Genomic DNA, 14,195 nt, shown 5'->3' with positions numbered 1-14,195 from the left:
GGGCAAATTAAATCATTCTGCTTTCTTTTAATTCCTTCTCAACCTGCACCAGCGCGTCTTTGAGTTCGTTTAAAAGGCTGATGTTAAGCGACACACCTTTGGCGGTGGGAACCATTTCTTCGGTTCCTTGCGTTTGCGTCCAGGTGCGGATGTCGATCAAATCATTGCCCTTAAATTCCCTGATCCCAACGCGAATTTCCTGAAACTTGTTTTTCTTAAAAACCTTAACTGTTTTGTCCATTTCATTTCTCCGTTTTTTTATTTCCGGAAATGCCCAGCACTAATTTTGTCTTTTCAAAGAATGTTGAATTCTATTTTTAAGATGAGTTCTTGATTGCCCATAATCTTTTAGCTTTCGCTCTCGTAACCGCGCATCTTTTTCAGAGAAGAAAGCTTCATAATAAATCAAATCCCATTCAAAATCTATATTGTGTTCCGCAAATCGCCTTTCGATATTATTGGTATAGCCGTAGTACAATTGGTTGTCAGCTTTGCTTCTTAATACGTATACATAATACATGGCAAAATTAGTGCTGGGCTTGCTCATTGAAGTTTACGTAGAATTGCCGCAAGAATCGTCTGCGCCAGTTCTGTATTCGGCAGCATATTTTTTCGAGCGGACACCTTTATATCTACGGTGCGCTCGGTCAGCTTTGAGATCTTCACGCGCACGGTTGAGCCTTCCACGATGGCATTGATCTCGCCGATCTTTTGGAATGTGCGCTTCGCTTCCCCGATCTTTTTTAATTGTTCATTAGCAATGCTCCAGGCTCTTTTGTAATTGACATCCACCGAGGTGGTGGCAAAATCCTGGGAAACCGCAACAGCGCCCACGGCCGCGCCGCCAACAATGGCCGCCGCACAACCGCTATTTACAATAAGGAAAATACTTAAGAAAATATTTCGCATCATCATTTTATTTCGCCTGTTGTTGTTTGTAGTCTATGACTGGCTTCGTCCACGGCGTTTGCTGATTGATGACCGCTAATTCCAGCGGGCAGGCATTTTCCGGAACGGACAGCGCGTATTCCACCATATCAGCCACAGCAGAGGGCGACATCAAACGATCTTTTTGCTCTTTGGCAATATCTTGCAAATGCCCCGTTAAGTCGCTATCCACCACACCGGGCAAAATGGATGTGACCTTGATTCCGTGATCGCGCATTTCCCAAAACAATCCTTTTAAAAAAGCGCGTAAGCCCACTTTTAAAGAACTATACGTTAAAAACGTGCGCGGGATCGGATCTACCAGTGTTGAACCCGACACGACGCTGATAATGGAACCTTTTTTGCGCTCGATCATTTGCGGAATAAGTAAACGGATAAGCCGCACATAGCCCAAATAATTGGTATGCGCGAGTTTTTCCATGTCTTCTATGGGTTGTTTTTCAAACGGAAATTGACTGGAAACTCCGGCGCAATTGACCAAAATATCCACAACTTTAAACTCTTTATAAGCGGCTTCGGTTAAATTTTTTAGATCCTCGAGCTTGGCCACATCCGTCGGAACTCCGATCACTTTAACGCCGGTTTTGGCTTTAATATCCTTAACCGCCTCATCCAAAGTGTCTTTGGTGCGCGCGGCCAACACGAGATTAATTCCTTTTTCCGCCAATCGCAGCGCGATCGCCTTTCCTATGCCGCGACTAGCCCCGGTGATCACCGCCGTTTTTCCTTTCAAATTATCCATTCAATTCCCCTCCAATGATGTCATGTGTTGTTTCATTTTTGATAACGCTTCGCTCTAATATCAATTTTACGTAGAATATTAATAAGAATATTAAAGCACCAAATGCTAAAAATGTTAAGCTAAAACTTTTCTCCACAAAATATTTACTCAAAGAAAATCCTAAACCGCCGCTGACAAAGCGCACGCCGGAATTAAGGCTGGCCATGATCGGACGGTCTTCATCGGGAAAATCGGTAAGAATAGTGGAAACCGAATTATGGCACACCGTCCAGCCGATCGTGATCAGGCCTAAAACAAACGTCAAAAGCGCGAACGGATAATGCCCGGATAAAAGCATAATACCAACCGCCAAAATAGCTAGCCCTGTGTAGCAGGCGAATAACCTTCCCCGTTTATCCGATAAAAATCCGCCGATCTGCTGGCCCAAAAGCCCGCAAAGCGCGGCGGCAATAAGGACAAAGCTCACCAGCTCTTTGCCAAAGCCGTATTCCTGCGAAAGATAAACACCGTACCATTTTTGCACGCCATGATATAAAAAGCTGGTAATGAAAATAAAAATAAAAATGTTGCGGATATCAGGCTTTAAAAACGCGGTAATATAATTGATATTTTTCTGATGGCAGGAGTTTAAAAGTTTTTGGTTTAAGGCCGCCCAGGATAAAGCGTTGATGGCCGCAACGACCGCCGGAACAAAAAAAAGCCAGCGCCAATCAAAAATACCCATCACGATCATTCCGGCCAATGACGAAAGAAAACTTAATCCAAAAAATCCTCCGATCATCCGTCCGCGGATATTTTTCTCAAAAAGATCGCCGATCAACATTAAGCTTAACGGTGTTGAGCTGGCCCCGGCTGCCCCGGCTGCCACAAGCGAAAAAAGCATGAAATTAAGCGATTGGCTCAATCCCGCTGCCAAACTCGCGATCGCATAAACGATCATCGCCATCAGTAAAGTTAGCCGATAGGAAAAAAAACGCGTGAGCGGCGCGTAAAGCAGAGCTCCTAAGCCATAAGGGATCATGTAAAACGGAACGACCCTTGCAACCGTAATATCGGAAAGGTTCAAACTTTGCGCGATGGTGGGAATGGCGGCGGCAACAGCGCCGTTATTGAAAGAAACGGCAATATTACCCAGACATAAAGAAATGAAGATTATTTTTTTGTCGCTAATTGAGAGGCCTCTTTTTTGCCGACGTTTTTTTAATGCTTTTTAGTTGAAGTCGGCATCCCGACCGACGATGAAACGTCGTCGCGTCGGGACAACTTCGCTTCATCTTCAATCACTTTCTTAAAGATTTTCAAATTATGCTGCGAGTGCTGATTAATAAATCCTGCGATCTGCTCTGAAGTAAATTTAGTGAATTTAGGATCCATTTCAAAATCCTGAACCCAGATCATTTCTATTCCTTCCGGCGTTTCAATATAAAACCAGACGATCTTCATATATTTAAACGGAAACATCGGCTCATGGCGCGAAGCGACCGCGAATTTATGTTCCTTATCCAGCCAGCGCTTGGAAACCCAGCTTTTATTCTCATCGTCGGTAAGCCGAAAGGTGATCTCATTTCCCTTGCGCTCCAACACTTCGGCTTTGACATATTCTTTGCCAAAAAGTTCCGTCCAGCGTTCGATCTTATTGGAGATGTCAAAAACCAAACTGTAAGGCGCATTGATCACAATTGAATTTCTTGTCGTTGCCATGTATTCGTCCTTTCGCTTGTAACAAATTTAAAGTTTTTTAAATCTCCAGATCAAATAAACCGCCGCACCGGCAACAATAGACAAGCTCATAATGATCCAAAACGGGATCATGGAATGCTCTTGATCCATAGGAAGCTTAACATTCATGGAAAACGCGCTAATGATAAGCGTCGGAACCATAATGCTGATCATGACAAAAGTTAACTTTTTAATCAAAATATTCAAGTTATTGCTGACGATAGAAACCCGGGCATCCATAAGACTGGAAAGAACCTGAGAATAGGTATTCGCCTGTTCGTAACATTGGCTGTTTTCGATAGCGAGATCGTCTAAGTATTCCACATTGTCGGTATTGAAATTTAATTTTGCCGTATTAACTTTCAGCTTCTCAATCGCCCTGGAATTGGAGCTAATGGCTTTTAAGTAATACACCAGGCTTTTTTCTAGCCCGAACATATTATGCAGTTGTTTATTTTCCATGGATTGGTTGATCTTCTCTTCCAACTCATCGGAGATCGCCTGCAAAACGTGTAAATGCTCTTCAAAATGTAAGATACAGCGTCGAATAATGCGCAAAACAACATCTTGAATGGTCTGTATCTTTTGAAATTCACGCGCGTCAAAGATAGCGGCATCTTCGGCTCGAATGACGACTAATTTATCCGGAAAAATGAATAAACCAATGGATGAGATCTTGAAAATAAAATTATCTTCGGACGAATATCGTTTTGGGCGCTTAATGATAACAACGGCATGATTTTCGTCAAACTCCACACGGGACAACTCATTAGGGTCTAAGGCGGAATGGACGTTATGCTCGTCAATTTTTAGTTCTTCCACCAGATGCTTTCTTTCTTTCTCATCCGGACAGACATAAACTAAAACCGGACAGCCACCCTCTTCACTTTCAACAAGTTTATGCTCGATGATCTTATATTGTTTTAGCATTTTCGTACCCCCACGTGTTTCGTTTAAACGGCTTTATCTTTAATCAATGATCACAACTACTCTACTTCATCCCCCTGCTGATTTACTTCGTAAATCAAAGCGCGGGGGTTGGTGCCGCGCTGCTTACTATTCTAATAACGCAATAGCGCGGCACCAACCTGCGCCTGCGTTCTTAACTTTTACCGGCAAACAAGAAACAGTAAATCCAAAAGGCTTGGGAATTGCTTTTAAATTCCCCAGACGTTCCATATGGCAATATTCCCTCTTGCGGCCTAAAAAGTGGCACGGCCAAATCTTGCTTTTGTCTTTCGTTGTTAAAAATTCTTTGAACATTAAAAAGCATGGACGATCTAAACCGATCGTATCAATGCCCATCATCTTGATGCCGTTATCTAAAAGATATTCAATAGCGCTAGGAACGCATCCGACGTATTTATTAACGTAATCATCTGTGCCCAAAAGCTTATCTCCGTCGGTGCGCAAAAGAACGATGTCGCCTTTTTTAAGTGTATAACTGATTTTTTTAAGCGCTGCCACAATTTTTTCTTTGTCAATAAAATCAGGAAATTTCAAATGAGAGAAGTCCAAAACAACGCCGGGGCCTATGCACCATTCCAGCGGAATATCCATAATTTGCTTGGAAGGCTTCCCTTCGCAGGTTGAGCCATAATGAAACGGCGCATCCACGTGCGAGCCCATATGCACGGAAGAATTAACGATCTCTAAGGAAAGCATTTCGCCGTCAGGAATTTCCTGAGGTGTTGCGACGCGTTCGCCTTTATTAAAACGTTCTTCGCCGCCGGGTTGGTTTTTCATCACCACCCAGTTAAAATGCTCAACGCCCGCTTTGTGCGCAATACGCTCAATGGTGGCCGCATGCGTTTCTTTCAAACTGTCATCAATGGGAAGGCTAAGGTCGATGATTTTCATTTTCCAGCTTTCAGTCATCAGTCATCAGTCATCAGCTGCTGAAAGCTGAAGACTGAAGGCTGATAGCTATTTTATGCCTTTTGTTTTTAGGACATTAAGAATATCATTCACCGAAAAAGTCTTTTTGATCTCGTTATCGGCAATGGGAACATTAAATTCCTTCTTGACTCCGACGGAAATCTCCACCATCTCGGTTGAATCAATTCCCAACGATTGGTCAAGTTTCGCATCCGACTTAACTTCGCTGGGGTCAATATCCAAAACTTTTTTGAGAATATTCTTAACTCTTTGCTCTGCCGTTAAGGCACTTGCTTCTATTGACATCTTTCTCTCCTCTTTTAAGCAATTTGTGTTTTAATTTTTTATATTTGATTTTGAATGAACCGCAAACCACATGATGATATAAAGCAAAAGCCCAAACCCACCCACAAAAAACAATGCCGCAAAAAGAATGCGAAAGATCACCGGGTCAATGTCAAAGTATTCGCTAAGGCCGCCGCAAACACCGGCTATTTTCTTATCTGTTTCTGAACGATATAATTTTTTCATGGCTTCTGCTCCTTGTTCTTTTCTAAAACCAACGCCGTATTAATTCCGCCCCGCCCGCGAGAGATCACCAGCGCGTTTTTAATTTCTTTAGCTTGCGCTTTATTAGGACAATAATCTAAATCGCACTCTGGGTCCGGTGTTTCATAGTTGATCGTCGGAGGAACAGTTCCATAGCGCATGGCTAAGATCGTCGCGATCACATCCGCCGCGCCTGAAGCGCCTAAAAGATTTCCGAACATAGACTTCGGCGCGGAAACAGGAATTTTCTTCGCGTAACCGTTAAACACTTTTTTGATAGCCCTTGTTTCACTAATATCGCCGATCTGTGTTGCTGATCCGTCGGCGCAAATATAATCAATTTGTTTCGGCTCTAAACCGGCATCATCCAGCGCCATAGAAATAGCCCGCGCTAGCTGAACACCATCGGCGGCAGGTTCAATTCTATTGACGCCATCTGTTGTCGTTCCGTAGCCGGTAATGTAGGCATACGTTCTGGCATTTCTTTTTTGCGCGCGCTCGGGGCGTTCTAAAATAACAACGCCAGCCCCCTCACCGATCGCCAACCCGTCACGCGTTTTATCAAACGGACGATAAGCACTATGTGGCAAATCATTACGCCTCGTTAAAACACCCGACGTATTACAGCATAAAAGTCCGTAAGGCGTTACCGGAGCTTCCATGCCGCCGGCTAAAATAAAATCATTCCTATCGTGAACGAGATTCTTCGCGGCATAAGCAATAGCCATAGAAGAACTTGCCCGATCCGCAACAACCGTTTTGCTGTAACCTTTAATTCCGTAGTTAATGGAAATTTGCCCTTGCGGCGCCGCCGGAAACCACGCGGAAGCCATAAAAGGACTCACCCCTTCACGGCCTTCAATATATAGATCCCGCAATTCTGTTTCGGCATACAACCAGCCGCCGATGGCATTTCCCATAAAAATTCCGGCACGTTTTAAATTTTCTTTCGTAAGATCCAAATGCGCGTCTTTGATAGCCATTTCGGAAGCTACCAGCGCCATATGCGAAAAAAGATCGATCTTCTTTAAAAGGCGCGAAGACACGTGGCTATAGGCGTCTAATTCATGAACTTGCCCCGCCACATGCGACGGATAAAGCGACGCGTCAAAGCGTTCAATGCGTCCTACCGTTGATTTACCGGCCTTTAAATTAGACCAGAAAATTCGCTTATCAATTCCACTGGGAGATACGATCCCCAGGCCTGTAATGGCTATCTTATTCATTATACCTCCTAAAAACCATCGAAGAATGAACGCCGGAAAATCCGGAACTTGTTTTTAGCATACAGTTTATTTTCTTTTCGCGTGCCACATTGGGAACATAATCCAGATCACACTGCGGGTCAGGAGATTCTTGATTGATCGTCGGCGGTAAAATATTACGCTCAAAAATAAGCGCGCAAACCGCGATCTCAACGCCATTAGCGCCGGCGAGGGGGTGGCCGATCATGGACTTTAAAGAACTGATAGGAATTTTGTAAGCATATTCGCCCAGCGATGCTTTGTAGGCATTGGTTTCAAAAACATCATTTTGTTTTGTCGATGAACCGTGCGCGTTAATATAGTCAATATCTCTAGGTTTAATGCCCGCATCTTCCATGGCTAAATTAATGGAATCCGTCATGGCCTCGCCTTCCGCAGGCAAGTCGGTCATATGATAGGCGTTACAGGTCGTACCAAAACCAACCACTTCGCAATAAATTTTTGCTCCACGTTTTAACGCGTGATTTAATTCTTCCAAGATAACAAGCCCGCAACCCTCGGAAATGACAAAGCCGTTTCGTTTCGAGTCAAAAGGGCGCGATGCTTTTTCCGGTTCATCATTATGGACCGACAGGACATTGACCACGTCAAAAGCGCCAAAAGTGATGGGCGTGATCGGCGCTTCGCTGGCACCCGCGATCATGACATCAACTTCTCCGTCTTGAATGGCTTCAAAAGAAAATCCCACCGAATCGGTTCCGGCGGTACACCCGGTTGAGATCGTATTACAAATTCCCATTAAATTATATTTGGTAGAAATTTCGCTAGAAGGCGTATTGAACATGGAAGCGTCATAAAGATGCGGGCGAACCATCGCCGGATTAATAGGATTTTTTCCGTTATCGGTCACCAGCGCGAATTCTTCTTCCATATATTTTGTTCCGCAGATCGCGTTCGCTAAAGAAACGCCCATACGCTCACGATTAACTTTGCTTAAGTCTAATTTGGCGTCTTCTAAGGCCATCCGCGCGCCGACCATAGCAAATTGCACATACCGGTCCATGCGAATTGCCTCATCTGATGTGAGCCCTAATTTTAGCGGATCAAAATCCCTAGCTTGCGCGGCGATCTTGGTATTGAACATGGAGACATCAAATTCTGTCACGCGTTTTATCGCTGAAACGCCGTTGATCATCCCCTTCCAACACGCTTCTTTTCCGACGCCATTAGGCGAAACGATCCCAACTCCCGTTATCACAACTCTTCGTTTTTCCATTAAGGACAATTCTCCGATCGATGATGTTTTTTAATTTAGACTAAATTCTTTCTTTATTTCTTCCGGTGTAAAAAAACGCCGCTCACGCTCAACCCTATGGACAAGATCAACAACTTTCAAGTTTAATGGCGCCATTGATTGGACTTGTTTTCCTAATAAAACAACTTCCCCATTAATAAAATCGATCTCGCTTGCCTTTTGACGCAAGATGCTCTGCAAGATGGAGCCGTATAAAGGCTCTTTGCTTAAACCGGTTAAGGTTTTATTCATGATGCCCGCCGCTTGGTCTAAGGGCATTTTGGTCAATCCAAAAATTCTTTCCGCCGGAAAAGACGGTAAAGATACAAGTTCTATGCCGACTTTTTCTGTGACCGCGATACCTTCTTTAAGAAGCATGACGCTTAATTTACAAAAATCCATATCGGTAAAAGTTTCTTGCATAGATTTTCCGATCAAAGCCGGAAGACAATTATTGAAATTGACAAAAAGTTTAAGCCATTTCATCCCGACGATATTCGTCGAGACCGCGACCGTAAATGCTTTCTTTAGGATCTCGGCAATATCGCGAACTTCTTTGTCCACCGAAATAAACGGCTTTCCTAAGATCCAATCGCCTTCAAAATTAAAAGTAACAACACCCGGCTCAATATACGTCGCGCCAAACATCACAATACTGCTGAGCATATTCTCTTTCTCAAAATGGCCGCTTAAAATATTGTCCGCCTGAACACCGTTTTGAGTAGAAAGAATTAAAGAATTTTCTAAAAGAAACTCACTATTTTGCGCGTAAGCATCTTCTAGGTCTTGGGTTTTAACCGTAAAGATCGTTAGATCATATTTTTTATCTAAACGTGTTAATGCCGGAACGCGAAATATTTCTTCGCCGCGCACACCGTTTATCTTCAAACCCGACCGTTTGATGGCATTCACTTGGTTTTCGCGGCCGACGAGAACAACATCAACTCCCGTTTTATGCAAATAAGCCGCTACCACCGAACCGATCGCCCCCGCTCCAATAACCGCAATTATCATTTCAAACTCTTTTTTTCCATAAAATCTTTTAAACTTCTCAAGATCAGCTTAATATTACGGTCATGAAGCCGCCGAAAAATAATTCGCCACAAAACTTGATTGAAACTTCCGTTGATCTTGAAATCCATTACATAATCAACTTGTGTTCCTTGCGCAACATTTTTTGTCGTCACGGTTTCTTTTCCGCTAAAGATCCCGTCTAAAAATGTGCGTTCGATCTCCCGATTTAAAATAAGCCTGGTCACGCAAACCGTCCAGCTTGGCGCTGAGGGAAATAAAACTTTTTGCTTAAATTTTTTTCCGACTTTAATTTCCCCACCGTCTTCGGGAATAAATTTCATCGAACATCTTTTGGGCCACCACGACGCCTCGCCCCAAAGAACAATTTGTGCGCCAACCGCATCGATCGGCGCCGAAATAAAAATAGAGTGATGATTAAGTTCCAACTTACTTCGCCACATAACGCTTATAATCAAAACCCGCGTCTTCTAAAAGTTTGATCATCAAGCTATAAAATGTCATTGGAACTTCCGAGAAAAACGCCTTGATAATGTCGGGCTCTTCAACCTTTTTTGAGCCGCGTTCTTTCGCGTTTAACTCTGCTTTTTTAAAAGCAACTTTACGCGCGATCTCCCGATGAAAAAGTGGAATGCGCGCGATCATTTTATTGAACTTCTTTAACGACTCATCTTCCCAGATAACTTGCTCTTGGCTATTCATCATATTCTTTCCGTTTTGATTCTTTTTTAAACAGCAGCCGCTTGTGCGCCAACACGGGAATTCTTCTCCCATTTGGCAATATTATCCATAAAGTCTTTCACGCACAATTTAACCTTCATATCGTAATTGCTGTCCATGATGCGATGAATGCGTTCCGGTTTGGAATAATATTCCCGCATACACCAAGCGCCTAAACGCCCCACCTCTTCGATGGAAAGAAAATCCGTCGGAATGACGGGGTGCTGAAAATCCCAAACCCTTAAGTCGATCTTGTCCGGATCAAACCAGCCCTTCTTGATGGCATAGCGCCAGTCGGGCGAATTAGGAACAGGCGTTAGATAATCCAGCGCGAAAATATCCGCATCAATTTCATCCGCCACGCGAAGGCGTTCCTTGATCTTGGCTTCCGTATCTTCTTTAAGGCCGACCAGAACTGTTCCGACCGATCCTATATCCTGATCGCGCAAGATCTTGATCGTTTTCTTGATTTGATCAATCGTCACACCCTTGCCTGTTTTGTGCAAACTTAGGTCGTCTTCAACCTCAACACCTGTGAGCGCCAAGAATAAACCGGCCTTCTTCATCAAAGGCAAAATATCGTGTTGAGCGATCCACTGGTCGGCGCGACCAAGGCAAACCCAATCAATTTTATTGCCGCGCTTAAGTTTTTCTTCACAAAACTCGATCATGGCTTGCGTATCGGTATTAAAAGCATCATCCTGAAAAACGATCGTGGTAATTCCGTACTGCTTTTCTAAGATATCTAATTCATCCACGATACGTTTTCCTTTTAATCCACGCCATGACGTAAAATCTTTCGTCGCTGTGCGCGAATCATACAGCGCCCACTCATAACAAAAATGGCATTTCCCCGGACAGCCACGCGAAGTCATCAGTTCCGCGAACGGTTTCCAATATGTGTGCCCAACGTATTTATCCATCGGGAATAGGTCATAAGCCGGCATTGGAAGAACATTTAAGTCGGGAATAAGATCGCGATGCGGACCTAGAGCAATCGTTCCGTCTGCTGCGCGAGAAACTAAACCGTCAATATCGCGCTCTTTCTTTTTATTTCCGGATTTAATATTGACGATAAGCTCTTCTAAAGTCAATTCGGCTTCCCCGAGCATAATGTAATCAATGGTGGGGTTAAGGCGCATTTGCCGCTCATAATCTCCGGAATACCAAAGCCCGCCGGCAATTGTTTTCACATTGGGATATTTTTCCTTGATGAGGCGTAAGCCCTCATTAAAGTACCAAATAACGGCAGCACCGCAAGTCGAATGAAGCAGTTCGCCGACAAAAACAAAATCAGGTTTTATTTCGGCAACTTTTTTCATCATGCCGTCCCAATCCATATCAAAAGCGCGGCAATCTAAAACCGCCACATCGCAAATTTTCTTTTCACGCAGATACGCCGCCAATTGCGCGTGCATTTGATTGGCCGCTCTATGAAATCCGTGGGAATCCCACGCTTTTAACGGTGGTGTTAAGAATAAAGCTTTCATGCTGACTTCCCCCTTTTTGTTTGTGTTAAGTTTTTCGAAGCTTCTTTATCAATCGAACAATGTTTGTTAATAAAAATATGCCAACTACTCTCGGGCTGTTCAGTCAAAACCACCCCGACACTAAAGGCCTTCCGCCGGGCGTTTGATCAGCGCAAATATGTTTGACTTGGCTGTATTCTAAAAGCCCGTCGGTACCTAATTCTCTGCCAAAACCGCTTTGTTTGTATCCGCCAAACGGCGCTTCATTATAAAATCCGCCATACGTATTGATCCACACTGTCCCGCAACGAAGTTGGCGCGCGACCGTATTTGCTTTTTGGGGATCTTTTGTCCATACACATGCGGCTAAGCCGTATTTTGTATCATTGGCGATTTTTACGGCTTCCTCTTCGCCGGAAAATTTTATGACTGCCAAAACCGGCCCGAAAATCTCTTCTTGCGCGATCGTCATGGAATTCTTCACATTTTCAAAAATGGCCGGCTCTAAGAAAAATCCGTTTTTTAAATCAGCTGATTCCGGGATTTTCCCGCCACACGATAATTTTGCGCCTTCTTTAATGCCGATCTTAATGAAATTTAAAACCTGCTCTCTTTGTTGCGCGCTAATGAGTGGACCAAAATCCGTATCGTAATTAATACTGTTGCCGATCTTCAAGGCTTTGGTTTTTTTGATAAGCGCGGCCATGAATTCATCATAAATTTTATCTTCTAATAAAAGCCGCGAACCTGCCGTGCACATTTGCCCTTGATTCATAAAGATCGCTGACATAGCCCCACCCACGGCTGCTTCTAAGTCGCAATCGGCGAAAATGATGTTCGGCGACTTGCCGCCGAGCTCCAGACAGATTTTTTTTGTATTGGAGGCGGCGAGTCGCATAATTTCCTGACCCGTTGCCGTACTTCCGGTAAAATTTATCATATCCACATCCGCGTTTCGTGCTAGCTCGCTTCCCACACTTTGTCCGCTTCCGGAAACAAAATTAATAACACCCTTAGGCAATCCGGCATGTTCAATGATCTCGGCTAATCGCATAATAGAAACACTGGCTAATTGTGCCGGCTTAAAAACGATCGCATTCCCGGAAACCAATGCCGGAGCAATTTTCCAAGCCGCCATGATCAAGGGATAATTCCATGGAATAACACAACCCGCAACACCAACGGGTTCACGTCGGATCAAGCTTTTGACCGGCGCGGCAACAGCCAAATAGCTCTCCTGTAACGGCTGTTCAATTTTTCCAAAATATTCAAACGTATCCGCGCAAGTCGGAACGTCAATAAATGTTGTTTGTTTAATTGTCTTTCCGGTATCAATGCATTCTAATTGCGCTAGCTCTTTTGCGTTCTCCCGAATAAGTTCGGCAATGCGAATCAAATACTTTCCTCGCTCAGGAACGGAACATTTTGTCCAAATTCCCGCGTCAAAAGCTCGCCTGGCCGCGGCAATAGCCGCTTTCGCGTCATCCACATTACCATCGGCCAATCTGGCGACGATCTCGCCTGTCGACGGACTAATGCTGTCAAAATACCGCCCTGATAACGGTTTTTGTTTCTTTCCGTCTATAAATAATTCGAATTGGCTGATGTCGCTTACTGTTTTCATAATTCTTTTATTCCACAGGTGCTCTTTGCCAAAGTTCAAAAATGCGGCTGCAAGGCGCATACCAACGCGAGATCTTGGCGAAATCCCCGCGCAAATTCATTTTCTTTTGCGTCGTCGCCACAAAGGGATCTATTTCGCGGTTAAAAACAGCCCGCCAAATATCTTTGGAAGCCGAGATCAAGAATTCCGCGTTTTCATCACTGCCCACTTTGGCGATTTGTCCATTTTGAAATGAAAAACTAAATACCTCGCCGGTTTCATTCAATTTAACCGCCAAATCCATATTCATCTGGGTTTTCTTCCCTAGGTCTTTTAAAACCTGATCGCCATTGATGAGCCGCACAATTTCATCAACTTGTTCCTGGGAAAATAATTTATATTTCTTTTCTTGGGCTAACGATTGCGCTGGCGCCTTTGCACTTGAACCCTGAGAAGAAACCGAATTCAACTGATATAAACGGCTGACGCTATCGACAATGATCGCTTCTTCTAAAGCTTGAATGAGCAGAAAGCAATCAAAGAGACTTTTTCCCATCGCCACCGTTCCGTGATTGCGTAAAACAACGATATTGTTGCTTTTTAGCCCATCGATCACCGGCGCGGCATCCGTGACAGACGGCGTTGTTTGGTCAATGCCTTTCACTTCCCCTAAATAAAATTTGGTTTCAAAGGTGGAAGGCGTTAGGGTTTTATTCACCGCAAAAAATCCGTTTGTATACGATGTATGTGTATGAACAATGGCCGTGACTTCCGGAAAATTCTTATAGATCTCGATGTGTAATAATTTTTCGCTGGACGCTGTTCCCGGCTCTAAGACCTCTCCTTTTAAGTTCATTAAAAGAAGTTCATTTTCTTTAAGTTTTCCAAGGCAAGTTCCGCGCGCCGTTAAAAGGATCTTGTCCGTTTCAACGCGCGCGCTGATATTTCCGTTTAAACCCGTCGCGAGATTTTTATCCCACATGAGTTTTCCAATCTCGATGATCTCTTGCTTTAATTGTTTGATTTTATTCATAGG

The 14,195-nt window shown here is 43.8% G+C and carries 18 protein-coding genes; all 18 read right to left on the bottom strand.

All coding sequences use genetic code 11. From position 1 onward, the window contains the following. Nucleotides 1–7: 7 nt before the first annotated feature. Nucleotides 8–241, bottom strand: coding sequence for a transcriptional coactivator p15/PC4 family protein (locus tag WC676_08280; GenBank protein ID MFA5060608.1), 234 nt, complete (start codon nt 239–241; stop codon nt 8–10). 39 nt (nt 242–280) lie between these two features. Further along, nucleotides 281–520, bottom strand: a complete 240-nt coding sequence (locus WC676_08275; GenBank protein ID MFA5060607.1) for a GIY-YIG nuclease family protein — start codon at nt 518–520, stop codon at nt 281–283. Nucleotides 521–543: 23 nt separating this feature from the next. Next, nucleotides 544–915 (bottom strand): DUF3568 family protein, encoded by a 372-nt coding sequence (locus WC676_08270; GenBank protein MFA5060606.1) that lies wholly within the window; start codon nt 913–915, stop codon nt 544–546. 1 nt (nt 916) lies between these two features. Continuing rightward, complete coding sequence (locus WC676_08265; GenBank protein ID MFA5060605.1) at nt 917–1,690, bottom strand: SDR family oxidoreductase; 774 nt, start codon at nt 1,688–1,690, stop codon at nt 917–919. Continuing rightward, complete coding sequence (locus WC676_08260; GenBank protein MFA5060604.1) at nt 1,683–2,825, bottom strand: MFS transporter; 1,143 nt, start codon at nt 2,823–2,825, stop codon at nt 1,683–1,685. Before WC676_08260 ends, WC676_08265 begins: the two co-directional genes overlap by 8 nt. Before the next feature lie 65 nt (nt 2,826–2,890). Continuing rightward, the gene (locus WC676_08255) at nt 2,891–3,391 is read right to left on the bottom strand and encodes an SRPBCC family protein (protein ID MFA5060603.1); all 501 of its coding nucleotides are present in this window, start codon (nt 3,389–3,391) and stop codon (nt 2,891–2,893) included. 27 nt (nt 3,392–3,418) lie between these two features. Next, nucleotides 3,419–4,339 (bottom strand): magnesium transporter CorA family protein, encoded by a 921-nt coding sequence (locus tag WC676_08250; GenBank protein MFA5060602.1) that lies wholly within the window; start codon nt 4,337–4,339, stop codon nt 3,419–3,421. A gap of 126 nt (nt 4,340–4,465) precedes the next feature. Beyond that, nucleotides 4,466–5,269 carry a cyclase family protein gene (locus tag WC676_08245; GenBank protein MFA5060601.1) on the bottom strand — a complete coding sequence of 268 codons (804 nt, stop codon included), beginning with the start codon at nt 5,267–5,269 and terminating at the stop codon, nt 4,466–4,468. A gap of 66 nt (nt 5,270–5,335) precedes the next feature. Further along, a complete protein-coding gene (locus WC676_08240) occupies nt 5,336–5,593 on the bottom strand; it encodes a phosphopantetheine-binding protein (protein MFA5060600.1) in 258 nt (85 codons plus the stop codon). A 30-nt stretch (nt 5,594–5,623) separates the two neighbouring features. Next, nucleotides 5,624–5,818, bottom strand: a complete 195-nt coding sequence (locus WC676_08235; protein MFA5060599.1) for a PspC domain-containing protein — start codon at nt 5,816–5,818, stop codon at nt 5,624–5,626. Further along, nucleotides 5,815–7,062, bottom strand: a complete 1,248-nt coding sequence (locus WC676_08230; protein MFA5060598.1) for a beta-ketoacyl-[acyl-carrier-protein] synthase family protein — start codon at nt 7,060–7,062, stop codon at nt 5,815–5,817. The genes WC676_08235 and WC676_08230 overlap by 4 nt, the downstream gene beginning before the upstream one ends. Then, entirely contained in the window at nt 7,055–8,317 is a 1,263-nt protein-coding gene (locus WC676_08225; protein MFA5060597.1) for a beta-ketoacyl-[acyl-carrier-protein] synthase family protein, read from the bottom strand. The genes WC676_08230 and WC676_08225 overlap by 8 nt, the downstream gene beginning before the upstream one ends. A 30-nt stretch (nt 8,318–8,347) precedes the next feature. Further along, a complete protein-coding gene (locus tag WC676_08220; protein ID MFA5060596.1) occupies nt 8,348–9,349 on the bottom strand; it encodes a 2-dehydropantoate 2-reductase in 1,002 nt (333 codons plus the stop codon). Beyond that, nucleotides 9,346–9,810, bottom strand: a complete 465-nt coding sequence (locus WC676_08215) for an SRPBCC family protein (GenBank protein ID MFA5060595.1) — start codon at nt 9,808–9,810, stop codon at nt 9,346–9,348. Before WC676_08215 ends, WC676_08220 begins: the two co-directional genes overlap by 4 nt. Then, the gene (locus WC676_08210; protein MFA5060594.1) at nt 9,797–10,072 is read right to left on the bottom strand and encodes a DUF2621 family protein; all 276 of its coding nucleotides are present in this window, start codon (nt 10,070–10,072) and stop codon (nt 9,797–9,799) included. The genes WC676_08215 and WC676_08210 overlap by 14 nt, the downstream gene beginning before the upstream one ends. 23 nt (nt 10,073–10,095) lie before the next feature. Further along, nucleotides 10,096–11,577: a radical SAM protein gene (locus tag WC676_08205; GenBank protein ID MFA5060593.1), complete on the bottom strand. Its 1,482-nt coding sequence runs from the start codon at nt 11,575–11,577 to the stop codon at nt 10,096–10,098. 103 nt (nt 11,578–11,680) lie between these two features. Next, entirely contained in the window at nt 11,681–13,180 is a 1,500-nt protein-coding gene (locus WC676_08200; protein MFA5060592.1) for an aldehyde dehydrogenase family protein, read from the bottom strand. Nucleotides 13,181–13,187: 7 nt separating this feature from the next. Beyond that, nucleotides 13,188–14,192 carry a class II aldolase/adducin family protein gene (locus tag WC676_08195; protein MFA5060591.1) on the bottom strand — a complete coding sequence of 335 codons (1,005 nt, stop codon included), beginning with the start codon at nt 14,190–14,192 and terminating at the stop codon, nt 13,188–13,190. Between the last annotated feature and the right edge of the window lie 3 nt (nt 14,193–14,195).

This window comes from Candidatus Omnitrophota bacterium, from assembly GCA_041649175.1.
Classification (GTDB): domain Bacteria; phylum Omnitrophota; class Gorgyraeia; order Zapsychrales; family JBAZNR01; genus JBAZNR01.
Note: the sequence above shows the minus strand (reverse complement) of the source record. Positions and strands in the feature narration are given on the sequence as shown.